Here is a 19,587-nt window from a genome sequence, read left to right as displayed (position 1 = left end):
CCTCCTACATCCGGTCGACGCCGGTCACCCGGACGACGGCCTCGCCCTCCTGGTCGGAACCCGCGAGGTCGACCTCGGCGCTGATGCCCCAGTCGTGATGGCCCTCGGGGTCGTCGAACACCTGCCGGACCCGCCACAGGGCGTCCTCCGGCACCTCCTCGATCTGCAGCAGCTTCGGCCCGCGCGCGTCCGGCCCGGTGAGCAGCTCGTCGTGCTCCTCGAAGTAGCCGTCCATGGCGTCCGCCCACGCGCCGGCGCCGAAGTCGGGGTCCAGCTCGCCGAGCTCGGCGTAGCGCTCCAGCGCCGCCAGCTCCACCCGCCGGAACATCGCGTTGCGCACCAGCACCCGGAACGCCCGCGCGTTCGCGGTCACCTTCGCGACCCGCTCCTCGATCGGCTCGTCCAGGTCCTCGTCGGCGGGGTTGGCGAGCTGCTCCCACTCGTCCAGCAGGCTGGAGTCCACCTGCCGGACCAGCTCGCCCAGCCACTCGATCAGGTCGATCAGGTCATCGGTCTTGATCGACTCCGGGACGGTCTGCTGCAGTGCCTTGTACGCCCCCGACAGGTACCGCAGGACGAGGCCCTCGGCCCGCGCCAGCTCGTAGTACCCGATGTACTCGGTGAACGTCATCGCGCGCTCGTACATGTCGCGCACGACCGACTTCGGCCGCAGCGGATGGTCGCCGACCCACGGATGCCCGGCCCGGTAGATCTCGTACGCGGCGTCGAGCTCGTCCTCCAGCGGCTTGGGGTGGTCGACGTCCTGGAGCAACTCCATCCGCTCCTCGTACTCGATCCCCTCGGCCTTCATCTCCTGGACGGCCTCGCCGCGCGCCTTGTTGACCTGCGCGGCGAGGATCTGCCGCGGATCGTCCAGCGTCGCCTCGATCACCGACAGGACGTCCAGCGCGTACGTGGGCGACGCCGGGTCGAGCACCTCGAACGCGGCCAGCGCGAACGTCGACAGCGCCTGGTTGAGCGCGAAGTCCTCCTGGAGGTCGACGGTGATCCGCGCGTACCGTCCGGCGTCGTCCGGCTCGGGCAGCGCCTCGACCACACCGCCCGCCAGCAGCGACCGGTAGATCGCGATCGCCCGCGAGATGTGCCGGCGCCGCGCGGCCGGCTCCTCGTGGTTGTCGGTCAGCAGCCGCTTCATCGCCTGGAACGCGTTGCCGGGCCGCGCGATCACCGACAGCAGCATCGCGTGGCTGACCTGGAACCGGGACCGGAGCATCTCCGGCTCGGCCTCCTGCAGCTTCCTGAAGACCTCCTCGTCCCAGCCGACGAACCCCTCCGGCGGCTTCTTGCGCTGGACCTTCCGCCGCTTCTTCGGATCATCGCCGGCCTTGGCGAGCGCCTTCTCGTTCTCCACCACGTGCTCGGGCGCCTGCGCGACGACGAACCCGACCGTGTCGAACCCGGCCCGCCCGGCCCGCCCGGCGATCTGGTGGAACTCCCGCGCCCGCAGCCGCCGCACCCGGTGCCCGTCGTACTTGCTCAGCGCGGTGAACACCACCGTCCGGATCGGCACGTTGACGCCGACGCCGAGCGTGTCGGTCCCGCAGATGACCTTCAGCAGCCCGGCCTGCGCCAGCCGCTCCACCAGCCGCCGGTACTTGGGCAGCATCCCGGCGTGGTGCACCCCGATCCCGTGCCGGACGAACCGCGACAGGTTGCGCCCGAACTTCGTCGTGAACCGGAAGTTGCCGATCAGCTCGGCGATCCGGGCCTTCTCCGCCTTGGTGCACACATTGATGCTCATCAGCGACTGCGCCCGCTCGATCGCCGCCGCCTGCGTGAAGTGCACCAGGTAGATCGGCGCCTTCTGCTCGGCCAGCAGCTCCTCGATCGTCTCGTGCAGCGGCGTCACCCGGTAGTCGTAGATCAGCGGGACCGGCCGCTCCGCCGACGTGACCAGCGCCGTCTGCCGCCCCGTCCGCCGCGTCAGGTCCTTCTGGAAGAACGCGACGTCCCCCAGGGTGGCCGACATCAGCAGGAACTGGGCCTGCGGCAGCTCCAGCAGCGGGATCTGCCACGCCCATCCCCGCTCGGGCTCGGCGTAGAAATGGAACTCGTCCATGACCACCACGCCGATGTCGGCGTCGGCCCCGTCCCGCAGCGCGATGTTCGCCAGCACCTCGGCCGTGCAGCAGATGATCGGCGCGTCGGCGTTCACGCTCGCGTCGCCGGTCATCATCCCGACGTTCTCGCGCCCGAACATCTCGCACATGTCGAAGAACTTCTCCGACACCAGCGCCTTGATCGGCGCCGTGTAGAACGCGATCTGGTCCCGGCCGAGCGCCGCGAACAGCGCCCCCGCCGCCACCAGGCTCTTCCCGGACCCGGTCGGCGTCGACAGGATCACGTTGGCGCCCGACACGACCTCGATGAGCGCCTCCTCCTGCGCGGGATACAGCGTGATCCCGCGCCCGGACACCCACCGCTCGAACGCCTCGAAGAGCGAATCGGCGTCACTGTCGTCTCTGGAGGGCAGCTCATCGATAAGGCTCACCCCTCCATCCTGCCCCCGATCCCCCACTGCCCGCGTCACCGCCGGCATCAGACCAGGGCGTGACCGAAGCCGTCGGCCAGGGACGCGAGATCCGGCTCCCCGAAGAACTCGCGCATGGCCTCGAACACCGCCACCTTCTCCTCGCCGTACCGGCGCACCCGGACGGCATAGGTCTCCGCGGACACGAAGGTGGGCGGCTCGGTCTTGCTGTGGAACTTGTCGGCGTACATGACGAGCCGCTCTTCCCCGGTCTCGGCCACGAGATCGGCGTCAGGAACCGGAAGCCCGAGACGCACGATGTCGTCCCGCGTCAGCCCGACCCCGGTATGCCGGGAGCAGAACCGGCAGATCTCCTCGGGGAACCCCTCGTCCCGCAGCAGCCCGTGCCCCAGAAGCCCATGCCGCACATACCGCTGGTGATCGAGCCGTCCACTGGCGTCGTACAGCCGGTAGACCCCGATGTCGTGCAGCAGGCACCCGGCCCGGACAAGGTCCTTGTCCACGTCCAGCCCGCCGCCCTGCATCAGCTCCTCGGCGATCTCGCACACGATCGCGCAGTGCGTCCAGACCAGGTCGAACGCCTCCGTACTAGGCGCGTGCCGCTCATGTAAAGCCCGGATCTCATCGTCTTCAGGAACCCGCATCCCGCCACCCTATGGCGTCCACCGACAACGAGCAGTGACGATCCAGATCGACGTCGTGGTCTAGAACGCGAGATGCCCCCGGGATGTGGTTCCCAGGGGCATCGTCATGCGATCGCGCTACTTGTCTATACCGTCGACCTTGGCGACCAGGCGGGCCAGCGTCCTGGACATCTCTACCTGCTGGGCGGCCAGCTTGCCGAGCTCACCCATGATCAGGTTGACGGCCGACCCCAGATCCTGCTTGGACTCCTGTCGGAGCTCTTGCTTGAGCGAGCCGAGCTGCTGCGCGAGCTCGTCCTTGGTGACCAGGTTCTTCAGGTCGTCCTTGGTGGCCAGGTCACCGAGAGTGACCTGGTCGAGGGGCTTGGGCGCCATGACGGGCATGCTATCTCTCCTTCGGGTCACGCGCTCTCCTTCGGGTCCTGTCTCCGTCGGAGAGCGCCCCCTCAACCTGCCATGGCATCGGGACGCTCAGTCATCAATCGATCACGGTTAGCCACAACGAGCTATCCGGAGATCACCCCACCTTCCGACACTGTTTTTACCTTCTCCCAGGCGACGGTGTAGCAAGACGGACGCGTCAGGAGGTGACTTCGGTGCGGGGGCCGCCCCAGAGGGTGTGGAAGGAGCCTTCGCGGTCTACGCGGCGGTAGGTGTGGGCGCCGAAGAAGTCGCGCTGGCCCTGGGTGAGCGCGGCGGGAAGGCGGTCGGCGCGCAGGGAGTCGTAGTAGGCCAGTGCCGTTGAGAAGCCGGGGGCCGGGATGCCGAGGCGGGCGGAGGTGGCGACCACGTCGCGCCAGGCGTCCTGGGCGTCGCCGACGGCCTCGGCGAAGTGGTCGTCGGTCAGCAGCGTCGGCGTGCCGGGGTCGGCCGCGTAGGCGGCGCGGATGCGGTCGAGGAAGCGGGCCCGGACGATGCAGCCGCCGCGCCAGATGGTGGCCATCGCGCCGAGGTCGATGTTCCAGCCGTACTCGGCGCTGCCCGCCTGGATCTCGTGGAACCCCTGCGCGTAGGCCACGATCTTGGAGGCGTAGAGGGCCTTCTCCACGGCGTCGGCGAAGCCGGAGCCGGCGACGGCGCCGCGGGACGGGCCCGGCAGGCCCTGCGCCGCCTCGCGGAGGGCGGCGTGCCCGGAGACCGAGCGGGCGAAGACGGCCTCGGCGATGCCGCCGACGGGGACGCCCAGGTCGAGCGCGGTCTGCACCGTCCAGCGGCCGGTGCCCTTCTGCTCGGCCTGGTCGAGGACGACGTCCACGAACGGCTTGCCGGTGGAGGCGTCGGTGTGCGCGAGGACCTCGGCGGTGATCTCGATGAGGTAGGACTCCAGCCGGCCGGTGTTCCAGGTGCGGAAGACCTCGGCGATCTCGGCGGGCGCGAGGCCGGCGGCGTGCCGCAGCAGGTCGTAGGACTCGGCGATCAGCTGCATGTCGGCGTACTCGATGCCGTTGTGCACCATCTTCACGAAGTGCCCGGCGCCGTCGGGGCCGACGTGGGTGCAGCAGGGCGTGCCGTCCACCTTGGCGGAGATGTCCTCCAGCAGCGGGCCGAGCGCCTCGTAGGACTCGGGGGAGCCGCCGGGCATGATGCTCGGGCCGTGCAGGGCCCCTTCCTCGCCGCCGGAGATGCCGGTGCCGACGAAGTGGACGCCGCGCTCGCGCAGCGCGGCCTCGCGGCGGCGGGTGTCGGCGAAGTTGGCGTTGCCCCCGTCGACGATCATGTCGCCGGGCTCCAACAGCGGGGCGAACTCGTCGATGACGGCGTCGGTGGGCCCGCCCGCCTTCACCATGATGACGAGGCGGCGGGGCCGCTCCAGGGACGCCACGAACTGCTCCGGCGTGTCGGCGGGGAGGAACGTGCCCTCGTCGCCGAACTCCTCCACCAGCGACTTCGTCCGGGTGGGAGTGCGGTTGTGCACGGCGACGGGATGCCCGTGCCGGGCGAGGTTGCGAGCCAGGTTCCGGCCCATCACCGCCAGTCCCGTGACACCGATTCGCGCCTTCTGCATTGGCTCACTCCTCCTCGTGTGCGACCCTGACCAAGGGTTGTACGTGGATCATGATCCGCCCGTTCGGTCGACGGGGTGCGCATGACCGCGTTCGGCTGCGGAAACGGGACGGGATTCAGGAACATTCCGATGGTGACATTCTGCAGGGGGTGCGGATGCTGGGACTGCCGGACGAAGCGGCGGCGTGTCTCTTCGATCTGGACGGGGTGCTGACCCGGACGGCGTCCGTCCACGCGGCGGCGTGGAAGGAGATGTTCGACGGTTTCCTGCGCGAGCGCGCCGGGCGGACCGGTGAGCCGTTCACCGAGTTCGACCCGGTCCACGACTACGGCCGGTACGTCGACGGCAAGAAGCGCGAGGACGGGACGCGCTCGTTCCTGGAGTCGCGCGGCATCACCCTGCCGGAGGGCGATCCGGACGATCCGCCCGAGGCCGAGACCGTGCGGGGGCTGGGGAACCGCAAGAACGCCCTCGTCCTCAAGCTGATCGAGGAGAAGGGCGTCGAGACGTTCGACGGGTCCATCGACTACGTCCGCGCGGCGCGCAAGGCCGGGCTGAAGACGGCCGTGGTGTCGTCGAGCGCCAACACCGTCCAGGTCCTGCGGACCGTCGGGATCACCGACCTGTTCGACGCCCGGGTGGACGGGGTGGTGGCGGCCGAGCGGCATCTGCCCGGCAAGCCGGCGCCCGACATGTTCCTGGAGGGGGCGCGGGAACTCGGCGTCCCGGCGGAGCGGGCGGTGGTGTTCGAGGACGCGCTCGCCGGGGTCCAGGCGGGACGCGCCGGCGGGTTCGCCCAGGTGGTCGGCGTCAACCGGGTGGGCGAGGCGCATGCCGAGGCGCTCGCCGAGCACGGCGCCGACGTGGTGGTCAACGATCTATCTGAGCTGCTGGAGAACCATTGAGTGACCGGGACGGGCAGAGCGCCGTGGACCGGCCGGTGTTCACGGTGGAGCCCTGGTGCGTCCGGGAGCCCGAACTGCGGCTGGACCGGCTGGCGCAGACCGAGTCGGTGTTCGCGCTGTCCAACGGGCACCTCGGCATGCGCGGCAACCTGGACGAGGGCGAGCCGCACGGGCTGCCCGGCACCTACCTGAACTCCTTCTACGAGCAGCGCCCGCTGCCGCACGCCGAGACCGCCTACGGCTATCCCGAGTCGGGCCAGACGGCGATCAACGTCACCAACGGCAAGGTGATCCGGCTGCTGGTGGACGACGAGCCGCTCGACGTGCGCTACGGCCGCGTCCACCACCACGAGCGGGTCCTCGACATGCGGGCGGGGACGCTCACCCGGCAGGTCGAGTGGACGTCTCCGGCGGACCGGACGATCCGGGTCACGTCGGTGCGGATGGTCTCGCTGACGCAGCGGGCCGTCGCGGCGATCTGCTACGAGGTCGAGCCGGTCGACGAGGCGGTCCGCGTGGTCGCCCAGTCGGAGCTGGTGGCCAACGAGGCGCTGCCGGGCGGCGGCAAGGACCCGCGCGCGTCCGCGATCCTGGACAGCCCGCTGGTCAGCGAGGAGCACGTCGCCAACGGCAAGAAGGTGCTGCTGCTCCACCGGACGCGGCGCAGCGGCCTGCGGATGGCGGCCGGGATGTCGCACGACATCGAGGGCCCGGAGTCGCTGGCGATCGACACCGAGAGCTCCAACGACGTGGGCCGGCTGACGGTCGCGACCCGGCTGGAGCCGGGCCAGCGGCTCCGCATCGTCAAGTACATCGCGTACGGGTGGTCGAGCCGGCGGTCCCGGCCGGCGCTGCACGACCAGGTGGTCGGGGCGCTGGCGGGCGCGCGGCAGACCGGCTGGGACGGGCTGCTGGCCGAGCAGCGCGAGTACCTCGACGGCTTCTGGGAGGGCGCGGACGTCGAGGTCGAGGGCGACGCCGAGATCCAGCAGGCGGTCCGGTTCGGGCTGTTCCACGTCCTGCAGGCGGGGGCGCGGGCGGAGCGCCGCATGATCCCGGCGAAGGGGCTGACGGGTCCCGGCTATGACGGGCACACGTTCTGGGACACCGAGACGTTCGTGCTTCCCGTGCTGACCTACACCTCGCCGGGCGCCGCGGCGGACGCGCTGGCGTGGCGGCACATGACGCTGCCGCTGGCGGTGGAGCGCGCCAACCAGCTCGGGCTGGGCGGGGCCACGTTCCCCTGGCGGACGATCCGCGGCCACGAGTGCTCCGGGTACTGGCCCGCCGGCACCGCCGCGTTCCACATCAACGCCGACATCTCCGACGCCGTCGTCCGGTACGTGGACGCCACCCGGGACGAGCAGTTCGAGCGGGAGGTCGGCCTGGACATCCTGGTGCAGACCGCCCGGCTGTGGCGCAGCCTCGGCCATCACGACGTCGGCGGCGTCTTCCGCATCGACGGCGTCACCGGACCGGACGAGTACAGCGCGGTCGTGGACAACAACGTCTACACCAACCTGATGGCGCGCCGGAACCTCCAGGAGGCCGCGGAGATGGCGATGCGCCACCCCGACGTGGCCGACCGGCTGGGCGTGAACGCCGAGGAGGCGGCGTCGTGGCGGGACGCGGCGGCGGCCATGCTCATCCCCTACGACGACCGGCTGGGCGTCCACCCGCAGAGCGAGAGCTTCACCAACCACGCCCGCTGGGACTTCGCGGCGACGAAACCCGACCACTACCCGCTGCTGCTGAACTTCCCCTACTTCGACCTCTACCGCAAGCAGGTCGTCAAGCAGGCGGACCTGGTGCTCGCCCTGCACCTGTGCGGGGACGCGTTCACCGAGGAGCAGAAGGAGCGCGACTTCGCCTACTACGAGGGCCTGACCGTCCGGGACTCCTCGCTCTCGGCGCAGACGCAGGCCGTGGTCGCCGCCGAGGTCGGCCAGCTGGAGCTGGCGCACGACTACCTGGGCGAGACCGCGCTGATGGACCTGCACGACCTGAACCACAACACCCGCGACGGGCTGCACATCGCCTCGATGGCGGGCGCGTGGAGCGGCCTGGTCGCCGGGTTCGGCGGGATGCGCGCGGGCAAGGGCCGGCTCCGGTTCGCGCCGCGGCTGCCCGGCGGGATCAGCCGGCTGACGTTCCGCATGCGGTACCGGGGCAGCCTGATCAAGGTGGCGGTGACGGCGGAGTCGGCGTCCTACGAGCTGCTGGACGGGCCGGGCATCACCCTGTGGCACCACGGCGAGGAGTTCAGCCTCTCCGACGACGAGCCGGCGGAGCTGCCGATCGAGCCGATCCCGGTGCGTCCGGCGCCGGCCCAGCCGTCCGGGCGGGAACCGGCGCCCCGCCGCATCGACCCGCACGGCCGCGTCCCGCTCCGCAGGTAGCGCGGGTCAGCCCTCGGGGGCGCAGACGCCCCCGCACTCCGCGTGGTGGGCGGCCTCCGAGACGGCGCGGGTCTCCTCCGCCGGACGGGACGGGGCCGCCTGCCGCGCACCATGCGGCGCCTCCGCGTCGTGCACCGCCTCCGCGCCCCGGTTCACCAGCAGGCGGCGCGGTCCGGGCCCCTCGTCGCCGAGCCGGTCGTAGGGGTTGGCGAGCGCGCACCTGCTGATCGACAGGCAGCCGCAGCCGATGCAGTCGGTGAGGTCGTCGCGCAGCCGCTCCAGCTGCCGGATGCGCGCGTCGAGGTCGCTGCGCCACGCCTCCGAGAGCCGCGCCCAGTCCTCCACCGTGGGGGTGCGCTCCTCGGGGAGGGTGGCGAGGGCGTCGCGGATGTCGCTGAGCGGGATGCCGACGCGCTGCGACACCTTGATGAACGAGACGCGGCGGAGGGTGTCGCGGCCGAACCTGCGCTGGTTGCCCGCCGTGCGGCGGCTGCTGATCAGCCCCTTGGACTCGTAGAAGTGCAGCGCCGAGACGGCCACGCCGCTCCGCTCGGCGAGCTGCCCGACGGTCAGTTCGTGTACCCGGTGCTCCAGCCGCGTCATGCGCCGCATCCTATGCGACCTCAAGCGCGGTCGAGGTTTCCGGTGCGGCGGCGGCGATCAGGGGTGGGCGGGCCTGGGGCCGCCGAGGGCGCCCTCCGTCCGCCGCACCTCGCGGCCGAGCCTGCGCAGCCGGAACGCGGCGCCGACCATGGCGGCGCCGAACAGGATCGCGAACAGCCCGATCAGCCAGACGATGGCGACCGCGCCGGACACCGGCCAGGCGAACAGCAGGATGCCGAAGATCACCGAGACCGCGCCCGTCAGCACGTACGCCCACTCGCCGCGCAGCTCCTTGCGCAGCGCGACCGCGGCGACGATCTCCAGCACGCCGGTGGCGACCGCCCACGCGGCGATCAGCATCAGCAGGACGAACGCGGTGATGCCGGGCCACACCAGCGCCACGACGCCGAGGCCGACCCCGGCGACGCCGGACAGCAGGAGCATGCCGCGCGGCCCGCCGGTCGTGTCGCGGAACGCCGCCGCGAGCGCGAACACGCCGTCCACCAGCGCGTACGCGCCGAAGAGCACGACGAGCGCCCAGACGGTGATGCCGGGCCACACCCAGGCGGCGATGCCGAACAGGATCGCGAACGCGCCGCGCAGCGCCAGCACCCACCAGTGGCGGGTCATCGGCTCGAACATGCCTGCCTCCCGGGGCCGCGGACGGCGATGTGCGTACCTCATCTGGTTGCCGCCCGGTGCCACGGGGAAGCCCAAGACCACCCCTAAATTGGGCAAATTTGACAATTCAAAGAAATCGCCCAGGAGGGGTATCTACGCGTCGTGCCCGCCCCCGGCGGTGGAACGCCGGGGGCGGGCACGCGGAGAGCGGACGGCCTAGTGCTCCAGGCGGCGCACCAGGTCGTGGTACTCGTCCCACAGCGCCTTCGGCGTGTGGTCGCCGAACCTCTCGAAGAACTCCGGCACGAGCGCGGCCTCCTGCTTCCACACCTCGGTGTCGACCGACAGCAGCATGTCCAGGTCGGCGTCGTCGAGGTCCAGGCCCTCGGTGTCCAGCGCGTCCTTGGTCGGCAGGTGCCCGATCGGGGTCTTGACCGCGTCGGCCTTGCCGTTGAGCCGCTCGACGATCCACTTCAGCACGCGGCTGTTCTCGCCGAAGCCGGGCCAGACGAACCTGCCGCCGGCGTCCTTGCGGAACCAGTTGACGTAGTAGATCCGCGGCAGCTTCTCGGGGTCGGTGGCCTTGCCGATCTCCAGCCAGTGGCCGAAGTAGTCGCCCATGTTGTAGCCGCAGAACGGCAGCATCGCGAACGGGTCGCGGCGCAGCTCGCCGACCTTGCCCTCGGCGGCGGCGGTCTTCTCGGACGCGACGTTGGCGCCGAGGAACACGCCCTGCTGCCAGTCGAACGACTCGGTGACGAGCGGGACGGCGGAGGCGCGCCGGCCGCCGAACAGGATCGCCGAGATCGGGACGCCCTTCGGGTCCTCCCACTCGTCGGCGATGATCGGGCACTGGCCGGCCGGGGTGGTGAAGCGGGCGTTCGGGTGGGCGGCCGGGGTCTCGGACTCCGGCGTCCAGTCGTTGCCCTTCCAGTCGGTCAGATGCGCGGGCGGCTCGTCGGTGAGGCCCTCCCACCACACGTCGCCGTCGTCGGTCAGCGCCACGTTGGTGAAGATGCTGTTGCCCCAGAGCGTCTTCACCGCGTTGGCGTTGGTGCTCTCGCCGGTGCCGGGCGCGACGCCGAAGAACCCGGCCTCCGGGTTGATGGCGTAGAGGCGGCCGTCGTCGCCGAACCGCATCCAGGCGATGTCGTCGCCGATCGTCTCGACCTTCCAGCCGGGGATGGTCGGCTCCAGCATGGCGAGGTTGGTCTTGCCGCACGCCGAGGGGAACGCCGCGGCCACGTAGCGGGTCTCACCGGAGGGCGGGGTCAGCTTGAGCACGAGCATGTGCTCGGCCATCCAGCCCTCGTCGCGCGCCATCGTCGAGGCGATCCGCAGCGCGTAGCACTTCTTGCCGAGCAGGGCGTTGCCGCCGTACCCGGAGCCGTAGGACCAGATCTCCCGGGTCTCGGGGAAGTGGGTGATGTACTTGGTGGAGTTGCACGGCCACGTGGCGTCCTTCTGGCCGGGCTCCAGCGGGGCGCCGACCGAGTGGACGGCCTTGACGTACGACCCGCGCTCCTCGATCAGCCGCAGCGCGCCCTCGCCCATCCGCGTCATGATCCGCATGGACACCGCGACGTAGGCCGAGTCGGTGATCTCAACGCCGAGCTGGGAGATGTTGCCGCCGAGGGGGCCCATGCAGAAGGGCACCACGTACATGGTGCGGCCCTTCATGCAGTCCTTGAAGAGGCCGCCGAGGGTCTCCCGCATCTCGGCGGGCGCGACCCAGTTGTTGGTGGGGCCGGCGTCCGACTCCTTCTCGGAGCAGATGAACGTCCGGTCCTCGACGCGGGCGACGTCGGTGGGGTCGGACGCGGCGTGGAAGCTGTTCGGCCGTTTGGCCGGGTCGAGGCGCGTGAGCGTGCCCTGCTCGACGAGGAGGCCGGTCAGGCGCTCCCACTCGGCGTCCGAGCCGTCGCACCACTCGACCCGGTCCGGGCCGGTCAGCTCGGCGATCCCGCGTACCCACTCAATCAGTTCGGTGTGGCCGGTTGGGGCCTGGTCGAGGCCGGGGACCTGGTTGGACACGGGCATCTCCTTCAGCTGTTCACAGGATGCTCGCATAATGAACAACACCCGTCGTTTTTGCCATTTGGTCTGGACCAATCCCGTCGGCTTATCGGAGTTCCTGCCCGATTTGTGATGGATATCACCCGTACGCGGGCGGGCGGCCCGCTGCCCGTGCGGACGGTCTCAAGCTGGGTAAACGTGAGTTTCGGTGGCCTTCACGGCCGCCCATATGGAGCTGCCCTCCGACAATTGGAGCTCGGCCACGGCCGCCGGCGTCACGTCCGCGACGGCCTCGAAGGGCGGCCCGGACAACCGCACCCGGACCCGGTCGCCCTGCCGCTCGATCGCGCCGACCCGCGCGCGCCAGAGGTTGCGGGGGCTGCCGTCGGGGCGGGTCCGGTACAGCGCCACCGCGGATGGCGCGAAGGCCAGAAAGACCTCACCGTCGAGCGAGTCGACACTGTCGAGCGTCGCGCCGCCGTCGCCGATCGTCACGGTGCCGCCCTCGGCCCGGCCCCGGTACAGGTTCAGCCCGACCAGCCGCGCCACGTACCCGGTGCGCGGGCGCCGGGCGACGTCGGCGGGCGTTCCCTCCTGGACGAGCCGGCCGTCCTCGACGACGACGATCCGGTCGGCCAGCACCATCGCGTCCAGCGGGTCGTGGGTGACGAGCACGGCCGCTCCCGGGAACCCGGCGAGGTGGCGGCGCAGCGCGGCCCTGATCTCCATCCGGGTGTGGGCGTCGAGGGCGGCGAGCGGCTCGTCCAGCAGGAGCAGCCCCGGGTCGACGGCCAGCGCGCGGGCCAGCGCGACGCGCTGCGCCTGCCCGCCCGACAGGGCGCGCGGACGGGCGGACGCGTACTCCGCGAGCCCGACCCGCTCCAGCCACCGCGCGGCGGTCCGGCGCGCGGCGCGGCGTCCGGCGCCCTGGCAGCGCGGCCCGAACGCGACGTTCTCCAGCGCGCTGAGGTGCGGGAACAGCAGGTAGTCCTGGAATACCATGCCGATGCCGCGGCGGTCGGGCGGCAGCGGGCGCAGGTCCTCGCCGTCCAGCCGGACGTGCCCGCCCGCCATCGGGACGAGCCCGGCGAGGGCGCGCAGCGCGGTGCTCTTGCCGGCGCCGTTCGGGCCGAGCAGCGCCACGACCTCGCCCGGCCCGGCGGTGAGCGCGAGATCGAGGTCGAACGCGGCGCGCCGCACCACGACCCGCGCGTCCAGGCCGGCGCTCCCCGCGCCCCGCGGCCCCGCCGCGCGGTTCACGAGCCGCCCGCCCAGCGGTCCCGGAGCGCGGCCAGGACGAGGACGGAGACGGCGAGCAGGACCAGGCTGAGCACGATCGCCGCCTGCGGATCGGTCTCCAGCGCCAGGTACACCGCGAGCGGCATCGTCTGCGTCCGGCCGGGGAAGTTGCCCGCGAACGTGATCGTCGCGCCGAACTCGCCGAGCGCCCGCGCCCAGCACAGGATCGCCCCGGCCGCGACGCCGGGGGCCACGAGCGGCAGCGTGACCCGCCGGAAGATCGTCCAGCGGCCGGCGCCGAGGGTGGCGGCGGCCTCCTCGTAGCGCAGGTCGGCGGCGCGCAGGGCGCCCTCCACGCTGATCACCAGGAACGGCATCGCCACGAACGTCTCGGCGAGGACCACCCCGGCGGTGGTGAACGGGAACGTGATCCCGAAGGTGGCGTCCAGCCAGCCGCCGACCAGCCCGCGGCGCCCGAGCGCGAGCAGCAGCGCGACGCCGCCGACGACCGGGGGCAGCACGAGCGGCACCGTCACCAGCGCACGGACGAGCCGGACGCCGGGGAACCGGACGCGGGCGAGCACCCAGGCCAGCGGCACGCCGAACAGCAGGCACAGGCAGGTGGCGAGGGTGGCGGTGACCAGCGAGAGCCGCAGCGCCTCCAGCACCTGCGGCTCCATGAGGCGGGTGCCGAGCGTCGACCACGGCGCCCGCACGAGCAGGCCCGCCAGCGGCAGCACCAGGAACGCGAGCCCGGCCAGCGCGGGAAGGAGAAGGATCCACGGCGGCCGCCCCGGTAGCGGGTCCCGCTCACCGGCCCGTGTCCGCCGCGCCCGCCGGGCTTCCCAGGACGCCTCCGGCGCGGGGCTCATGGCGCCTCGAAGCCCGCCCCGGTCAGCGCCGCCTTGCCCTGGCTCCCCAGGACGAGCCGGATGAACTCCTTGGCGAGCGCGCTCTGCGGAGCCTTGGCGACCTCGACGATCGGATAGTCGTTGACCGCCTTCGCCGCCTCGGGGAACTCGATGCCGGTCACCGTGCCGCCGGCTGCCCTGGCGTCGGTGCGGTAGACGAGCCCGGCGTCGGCCTCCCCCAGCCCGACCTTCGTCAGGACGGCCTTGACGTCCTGCTCCCGCGACGCCGGCCGCACCCGCACCCCCGCCGCGCCGAGCGCGGTCTCCGCCGCCGCCCCGCACGGCACCCGCACCGCGCACAGCACGATCTTCAACCCCGGCCGGGCCAGGTCGCCGACCGCCGCAACCCTGCCGGGGTTGTCCTTGGGGACGGCGATGACCAGGCGGTTCTTCGTGAAAACCGCGGGCGCGCCGGCGGCGTCCCCGGCTCCGGTCACCGTCGTCATCGTGGCGGGGCTCGCGGCGGCGAACACGTCCGCCGGCGCGCCCTGCGTGATCTGCTGCGCGAGCGTCGAGCTGCCGCCGAAGTTGAACCTGACCTGCACGCCGGGGTGCGCCGTCTCGAACGTCTTCCCGAGGGAGCCGAACACCTCGGTCAGCGACGCCGCGGCGAAGACCGTCAGCGTCCTACCGCCCCCTCCGGATCCCGTCCCCGAAGCACCGCCGGTGTCGCCGCAGCCCGCCGCCGCGGCGAGCAGCAGGGCCGCTGCCGGCGCGATGCGCTTGTCCACGATCTTCCTCACCGGCCCTCCTCACCGGCCGGGGGTCAGCCCGGCTCCGGCACCTCGACCACGACGTTCGTCGACTTCACGACGGCGTCGGCGACCACGCCCGCCTCCAGCCCGAGGTCGTCCGCCGCCTCGCGGCTCATCAGCGACACGACCCGGAACGGACCCGCCTGGATCTCCACCTGCGCCATCACCCCGTCCCGCACGACCTCGGTGACGATCCCCCGCAGCCGGTTGCGCGCCGAGGAGAACCGCTCGGCCTGGTCGGACGGCCCGCTGCCGCGCGCCTGCTCGCGGACGAAGGCGGCGAGGTCGGCGCCCGGCACCCGCCGGTGGCCGTGCTCGTCCCGGGACGCCGGGAGCCGCCCCCCGTCCACCCAGCGGCGGACGGTGTCCGCGCTGACCCCGAGGAGCGCCGCGGCCTCGCCGATCCTGAACGTCGTCACGCGACCTAGCCTAGCCATCCGCAGATGCGAGGAGAAGCCGACTCCACGTCCAGAATCTGCAAATGCTTATGGAGGAACACCTGGCATATGCGTCCATCACCAGGCCGGGTCAGCACACTCCAGGAGCACCTCGGCGATCATGCCGAGGTTGGCCGCGTCGACGAGCCGCTCCCGCCTGATCCGCCCGAACGCGGTCACCTCGACGTAGGTGCGCTCGCCGTCGGCGGCCACGCCGTGCGGCCCGGAGGCCCGGAGCCGGTCCGCCTCGGCCGCGGTGATCTCGGCGGAGAACAGGTGCGCGCGGTGCGCGGACAGCGTGGCGTTCACCTGCCGGCTCCGGTGGGCGCGCAGCCGCCCCGGCTCCAGCGCCAGCCCGGTCTCCTCGGCGACCTCCGCGAGCGCGACGGCGGCCGGGCCGCCCGTCCCCGAGCCGCCCGGCAGCTCGTGGACGAACCCGTCCGCGCACGGGCTGCGGAACTCCCGGACGAGGACGACCTCCGTCCCGTCGAGCGTGGCCCCGCGCCGGTACAGGACCACGGCCGAGATGTCGGGCCGCCCGATGACGATCTCGTTCTCCTTGACCCGGTCCTCGGCGGCGACGCGCATCCGGACGTGCAGCGCCCAGCACACACCGAACCGGAAGACCACCCGGGCGCCGGTCAGGGTGTTTCCGGCGGCCCGCTGCCCTTCATACCAGCGCTGGAAGGACGGCTCGCGCCACAGCAGCAACGGGACCTCGCGCTCGCCGCCCGCCCGTGCCGCGCCCGCGCCGATCCGCGCGAGCGCGGCCGTGACGGTTCCCGCCAGGTCGGCCGCCGTCGGCACGCCGAACTTCGCGGCGTAGTGCAGCAGGTAGCGGTTCCCCGGCGCCTCGGGCGGTGCGCCGAACACGACCCGCCCGCTGTCGTGCCACACCCCCCACTCCACGTTCGTGGTGAACGCGGGCATGGTCGCGATCTCGCGCGGGACCCAGAAGACGACCTCGTCGGCCAAGTGCAGGCAGCGCTCCTCCCACTCGACCTGGTCCACGTAGTCGTCGTAGCGGCCGTGGCGGTGCTCGGGGACGAACACCACGAGCCGTCCGCCACCGCGCCACCGTCCGCGCAGCTCGGCGACCGCGTCCGGCCGCCACGAGGCGACCTCCGGCGAGCGCGGGGACGGCCCGGCGAGGAAGACGGCGGCGTCCCAGTGATCCGGCGGCTCCTCCCGCGCGTAGACGACGGTGATGTCACCTTCCATTCGCCCTTGCCCCTCTCCGACCGTGTGGACCGTCTTGCTCCGGGTAAAGCCTGATTCAAACCAGAATCACCCGCCCGGTCAGGAGGATCGATCATGACTGGGACCATGCGAGTACCACGCTCCCGGGGCGCCTTCTGTGGATTCCTGCTGGTCCTGCTGGGCCTGTGGGGCGCGCTCCTGCCCCTCGCGGGGCCCTATTTCGACTTCGGGTTCGCACCGGACGACCCCTGGGTCTACAACACCGACCGGCTGCAGCTCAGCATCGCGCCCGGAGCGGCCGCCGCGCTGGGCGGGCTGATCGTCCTCCTCAGCGCCAACCGCGCCTTCGGGATGGCCGGCGCCTGGCTGGCCGCGCTCGGCGGCGCCTGGTTCGCCGTCGGCACGTCCGTCGCGACGCTGTGGGACGTCCCCGGCGTCGGCGCACCGCTCGGGACGGAGGAGGCCCGGCACCTCGGCGAGCAGCTCGCCGGCTTCACCGGGCTGGGCGTCGTCGTCGTGTTCCTCGCCGCGCTCGCGCTCGGCCGGTTCGCCGTGGCCGGCGTCCGGGAGCAGGAGCCGCCGGACGAGGAGCCGGTGTTCACCGGCGCCAACAGCACGCAGCCGCTCGTCTACGGCCGCTACGCGCGGGAGAACCCGCCGGGGCACGGTCCCCCGCCCGCGGGCGACCAGCCCGTCGCGGGCGACACGCGCTTCGACCGCTAGCGGTCCCGGCTGCGCATGTTGCGGACGGCCTTGGTGGTCTCGTGGCTCCCGCGCTCGTCGTCGGTCCGCACGTCGTCGCGGTCGGTGAACATCGCGACGAAGGCGACCAGCAGGCCGACGCCGCCGATCCACGGTTCCCGCCAGGCGAAGCTGAGCGCCACGCAGACGCCGGCAACGCAGATCAGCAGCAAGAGCTTCACGTCGCACCTCTCGGCCGCACCCCAGTGTCCGGGAGGCCCGCCCCCGGACGAGAGCATGTGTCCGTACCGCGATCCAGCGAGTAATGGAAGACTTACTCGCGGCCCACAGGTGCATCCTGACATGCCGCGGCCCGCCCGGGAAAGATCCCGGGCGGGCCGCCTGCGGGATATTTCCGCTACTTCTTCGCCTTGCCCCGCTTTTCGCGGATCTTCATCGCGATGTCGAGCGGCGTCCCGGCGAACCCGAACTCCTCCCGCAGCCGCCGCTCGATGAACCGCCGGTAGCCCTCCTCCAGGAACCCCGACGTGAACAGCACGAACCGCGGCGGCCGCACCCCCGCCTGCGTCGCGAACAGCACCCGCGGCTGCTTGCCGCCGCGCACCGGATGCGGATGCGAGTTCACCAGGTCGGCGAAGAACTGGTTCAGCTTGGACGTCGGGACCCGCGTCCCCCAGCCCTCCAGCGCCGTGTCGATCGCCGGCACCAGCTTCTCCATGTGCCGGCCGGTCTTCGCCGAGATGTTCACCCGCGGCGCCCACCGCGCGTTGTGCAGCTGCCGGTCGATCTCGCGTTCCAGGTAGTGGCGGCGCTCCTCGTCCAGCAGGTCCCACTTGTTGTAGGCGATCACCAGCGACCGGCCCGACTCGATCACCATCGAGATGATCCGCAGGTCCTGCTCGGCGAGCGGCTGGTCGGCGTCCACCAGCACGACCGCGACCTCCGCCCGCTCCAGCGCCGACTGCGTGCGCAGCGTCGCGTAGAAGTCGGCGCCCTGGTTCTCCTTGTGCCGCCGCCGGATCCCCGCGGTGTCGATGAACCGCCACGTCCGGCCGCCGAGGTCGATCAGCTCGTCGACCGGGTCGCGGGTCGTGCCCGCCACCGAGTCCACGACCGCGCGGTTCTCCCCCGCCAGCTTGTTCAGCAGGCTCGACTTGCCGACGTTGGGACGGCCCAGCAGCGCCACCCGGCGCGGACCGCCCACCTCGCCGAACGTCTCCGCCGGCGGCTCCTCCGGCAGCGCCTCCAGGACCGCGTCCAGCAGGTCGCCGCTGCCGCGCCCGTGCAGCGCGCTGACCGGGTGCGGCTCGCCGATGCCGAGCGACCACAGCAGCGCCGCGTCCGACTCGGCGCCCACGTCGTCGACCTTGTTGGCGACCAGCACCACCGGCTTGCCGGACCGGCGCAGGATCTCCACCACGGCCTCGTCCACGTCGGTCGCGCCCACGGTCGCGTCCACCACGAACATCACGACGTCGGCCAGGTCGACCGCCAGCCGCGCCTGCTCGGCGATCGCCGCGGCCAGGCCGGACGAGTCCGGCAGCCACCCGCCGGTGTCGACGACGGTGAACCGGCGGCCGCTCCAGGTCGCGTCGTAGGCGACCCGGTCGCGGGTCACGCCCGGGACGTCCTCCACGACGGCCTCGCGGCGGCCGAGGATCCGGTTGACGAGGGTGGACTTGCCGACGTTCGGCCGCCCCACCACCGCCACCACCGGTGCCTGGCCCTCGTCCGCGGCCACGTCGTCGACCACGTCGACGGTCTCGATCTCGTAATCGCTCACAGCTCACTCATGCTCTTTGGCGAGGCGGACGACCGCCTCGATGACCTCGGCCAGGCTCAGCCCGGTCGAGTCGATCTCGTGCGCGCCCGCCGCCTTCGCCAGCGGCGACGCCTTCCGGGTCGAGTCGAGCCGGTCCCGCCGTGCCTGCTCGGCCTGCGTGACCGTCACCGACGCGCCCGGATCGGCCGCGAGGTCCTTGGCCCGGCGCGCCGCGCGGGCCTCCTCGCTCGCCGTCAGGTACACCTTCACCGGCGCGTCCGGCACGACGACCGTGCCGATGTCGCGCCCCTCCACCACGATCCCGCCGGCCCCGATGATCTCCCGCTGCAGCTCGACGAGCCGCGCCCGGACCGCCGGGACGGAGCTGACGGCGCTGACCGCGTTCGTCACCTCGCGGGTGCGGATCGGGCCGGACACGTCCGTCCCGTCCACCGTGATCGTGGGCCCGTCCGGGTCGGTGCCGGACACGATCTCCGGCTCCGCCGCGCGGGCCGCGACGGCCGCGCCGTCCTCGACGGGCACGCCGTGCTCCAGCATCCACCACGTCATGGCGCGGTACATCGCGCCGGTGTCCAGGTACCGCAGCCCGAGCGCGCGGGCGACGCCCTTGGACGCGCTGGACTTGCCGGACCCCGACGGGCCGTCCATGGCGATGACGAGCGGCACGGTCGCTCCCTCTCTGGTCGTCACGAAGCGGGCGGCGCTCGTCGTCGCGCGGGCGCGCGGGTCCCCCGGACAAGCTCCAGCGAACCAGGCTACCGGCCCGCGCCCACCGTTCCGGCCGCCGCAGAACTCCGCTCCAGGCGTCGGTCAGCGCCACTCTGAGAGGACGACCCCCCAGACCCCCCGACAAGA

At 72.2% G+C, this 19,587-nt stretch carries 17 protein-coding genes and 1 pseudogene; 3 read left to right on the top strand and 15 right to left on the bottom strand.

From position 1 onward, the window contains the following. Window positions 1-4 precede the first annotated feature (4 nt). From BM339_RS04605 to gndA, 4 genes are all read right to left on the bottom strand, one after another. Window positions 5-2,512 carry a DEAD/DEAH box helicase gene (locus BM339_RS04605; RefSeq protein ID WP_021597069.1) on the bottom strand — a complete coding sequence of 836 codons (2,508 nt, stop codon included), beginning with the start codon at window positions 2,510-2,512 and terminating at the stop codon, window positions 5-7. A gap of 47 nt (window positions 2,513-2,559) precedes the next feature. Beyond that, entirely contained in the window at window positions 2,560-3,156 is a 597-nt protein-coding gene (locus tag BM339_RS04600) for an HDIG domain-containing metalloprotein (protein ID WP_075019969.1), read from the bottom strand. A gap of 117 nt (window positions 3,157-3,273) precedes the next feature. Further along, the gene (locus BM339_RS04595) at window positions 3,274-3,531 is read right to left on the bottom strand and encodes a hypothetical protein (RefSeq protein ID WP_143118273.1); all 258 of its coding nucleotides are present in this window, start codon (window positions 3,529-3,531) and stop codon (window positions 3,274-3,276) included. A 205-nt stretch (window positions 3,532-3,736) separates the two neighbouring features. Beyond that, window positions 3,737-5,161, bottom strand: a complete 1,425-nt coding sequence (gene gndA / locus BM339_RS04590) for an NADP-dependent phosphogluconate dehydrogenase (RefSeq protein WP_075019967.1) — start codon at window positions 5,159-5,161, stop codon at window positions 3,737-3,739. 155 nt (window positions 5,162-5,316) lie between these two features. Here gndA and BM339_RS04585 point away from each other — a divergent pair, with 155 nt between their 5' ends. Together BM339_RS04585 and BM339_RS04580 are read left to right on the top strand one after the other, a co-directional pair. Next, window positions 5,317-6,066 (top strand): HAD family hydrolase, encoded by a 750-nt coding sequence (locus tag BM339_RS04585; RefSeq protein WP_075019966.1) that lies wholly within the window; start codon window positions 5,317-5,319, stop codon window positions 6,064-6,066. After that, entirely contained in the window at window positions 6,063-8,465 is a 2,403-nt protein-coding gene (locus BM339_RS04580; RefSeq protein ID WP_083597240.1) for a glycoside hydrolase family 65 protein, read from the top strand. Before BM339_RS04585 ends, BM339_RS04580 begins: the two co-directional genes overlap by 4 nt. Before the next feature lie 153 nt (window positions 8,466-8,618). Here the strand turns inward: BM339_RS04580 and soxR are convergent. From soxR to BM339_RS04540, 8 genes and pseudogenes are all read right to left on the bottom strand, one after another. Next, window positions 8,619-9,068 (bottom strand): annotated as a pseudogene (gene soxR, locus BM339_RS04575) (redox-sensitive transcriptional activator SoxR); the annotation flags it as partial. 57 nt (window positions 9,069-9,125) lie between these two features. After that, window positions 9,126-9,710 carry an HdeD family acid-resistance protein gene (locus tag BM339_RS04570; protein ID WP_021597076.1) on the bottom strand — a complete coding sequence of 195 codons (585 nt, stop codon included), beginning with the start codon at window positions 9,708-9,710 and terminating at the stop codon, window positions 9,126-9,128. Between the two features lie 195 nt (window positions 9,711-9,905). Further along, window positions 9,906-11,723 carry a phosphoenolpyruvate carboxykinase (GTP) gene (locus BM339_RS04565; protein ID WP_256255210.1) on the bottom strand — a complete coding sequence of 606 codons (1,818 nt, stop codon included), beginning with the start codon at window positions 11,721-11,723 and terminating at the stop codon, window positions 9,906-9,908. A gap of 165 nt (window positions 11,724-11,888) precedes the next feature. Next, the gene (locus BM339_RS04560) at window positions 11,889-12,965 is read right to left on the bottom strand and encodes an ABC transporter ATP-binding protein (protein ID WP_218163560.1); all 1,077 of its coding nucleotides are present in this window, start codon (window positions 12,963-12,965) and stop codon (window positions 11,889-11,891) included. Then, on the bottom strand, window positions 12,962-13,816 hold the full coding sequence (locus tag BM339_RS04555; RefSeq protein WP_083597237.1) for an ABC transporter permease: 855 nt from the start codon (window positions 13,814-13,816) through the stop codon (window positions 12,962-12,964). Before BM339_RS04555 ends, BM339_RS04560 begins: the two co-directional genes overlap by 4 nt. Next, window positions 13,813-14,598 (bottom strand): molybdate ABC transporter substrate-binding protein, encoded by a 786-nt coding sequence (gene modA / locus BM339_RS04550; protein ID WP_075019963.1) that lies wholly within the window; start codon window positions 14,596-14,598, stop codon window positions 13,813-13,815. Before modA ends, BM339_RS04555 begins: the two co-directional genes overlap by 4 nt. 23 nt (window positions 14,599-14,621) lie before the next feature. Beyond that, the gene (locus tag BM339_RS04545; protein ID WP_021597572.1) at window positions 14,622-15,029 is read right to left on the bottom strand and encodes a TOBE domain-containing protein; all 408 of its coding nucleotides are present in this window, start codon (window positions 15,027-15,029) and stop codon (window positions 14,622-14,624) included. A 96-nt stretch (window positions 15,030-15,125) separates the two neighbouring features. Further along, window positions 15,126-16,268, bottom strand: a complete 1,143-nt coding sequence (locus BM339_RS04540) for a nucleoside 2-deoxyribosyltransferase domain-containing protein (RefSeq protein ID WP_075019962.1) — start codon at window positions 16,266-16,268, stop codon at window positions 15,126-15,128. Window positions 16,269-16,361: 93 nt separating this feature from the next. Here BM339_RS04540 and BM339_RS04535 point away from each other — a divergent pair, with 93 nt between their 5' ends. Next, window positions 16,362-16,970, top strand: a complete 609-nt coding sequence (locus BM339_RS04535) for a hypothetical protein (RefSeq protein WP_024935255.1) — start codon at window positions 16,362-16,364, stop codon at window positions 16,968-16,970. Here the strand turns inward: BM339_RS04535 and BM339_RS04530 are convergent. The 3 genes from BM339_RS04530 to cmk form a co-directional block, all read right to left on the bottom strand. Beyond that, window positions 16,967-17,170, bottom strand: a complete 204-nt coding sequence (locus BM339_RS04530; protein ID WP_075019961.1) for a hypothetical protein — start codon at window positions 17,168-17,170, stop codon at window positions 16,967-16,969. The genes BM339_RS04535 and BM339_RS04530 overlap by 4 nt on opposite strands. A gap of 176 nt (window positions 17,171-17,346) precedes the next feature. Beyond that, window positions 17,347-18,732: a ribosome biogenesis GTPase Der gene (gene der / locus BM339_RS04525; protein ID WP_021597568.1), complete on the bottom strand. Its 1,386-nt coding sequence runs from the start codon at window positions 18,730-18,732 to the stop codon at window positions 17,347-17,349. 3 nt (window positions 18,733-18,735) lie between these two features. Beyond that, window positions 18,736-19,398, bottom strand: coding sequence for a (d)CMP kinase (gene cmk, locus BM339_RS04520; RefSeq protein ID WP_075019960.1), 663 nt, complete (start codon window positions 19,396-19,398; stop codon window positions 18,736-18,738). Between the last annotated feature and the right edge of the window lie 189 nt (window positions 19,399-19,587).

It is taken from the genome of Actinomadura madurae, assembly GCF_900115095.1.
Lineage (GTDB): Bacteria > Actinomycetota > Actinomycetes > Streptosporangiales > Streptosporangiaceae > Spirillospora > Spirillospora madurae.
This window is presented reverse-complemented; position numbering and strand designations above follow the sequence as displayed.

Coding starts and splice junctions, on each gene's coding strand:
- BM339_RS04570 (WP_021597076.1), bottom strand. CDS start 9,710: ATGTTCGAGCCGATGACCCGCCACTGGTGGGTGCTGGCGCTGCGCGGC.
- BM339_RS04585 (WP_075019966.1), top strand. CDS start 5,317: ATGCTGGGACTGCCGGACGAAGCGGCGGCGTGTCTCTTCGATCTGGAC.
- BM339_RS04535 (WP_024935255.1), top strand. CDS start 16,362: ATGACTGGGACCATGCGAGTACCACGCTCCCGGGGCGCCTTCTGTGGA.
- gndA (WP_075019967.1), bottom strand. CDS start 5,161: ATGCAGAAGGCGCGAATCGGTGTCACGGGACTGGCGGTGATGGGCCGG.
- BM339_RS04540 (WP_075019962.1), bottom strand. CDS start 16,268: ATGGAAGGTGACATCACCGTCGTCTACGCGCGGGAGGAGCCGCCGGAT.
- BM339_RS04555 (WP_083597237.1), bottom strand. CDS start 13,816: ATGAGCCCCGCGCCGGAGGCGTCCTGGGAAGCCCGGCGGGCGCGGCGG.
- BM339_RS04600 (WP_075019969.1), bottom strand. CDS start 3,156: ATGCGGGTTCCTGAAGACGATGAGATCCGGGCTTTACATGAGCGGCAC.
- BM339_RS04595 (WP_143118273.1), bottom strand. CDS start 3,531: ATGGCGCCCAAGCCCCTCGACCAGGTCACTCTCGGTGACCTGGCCACC.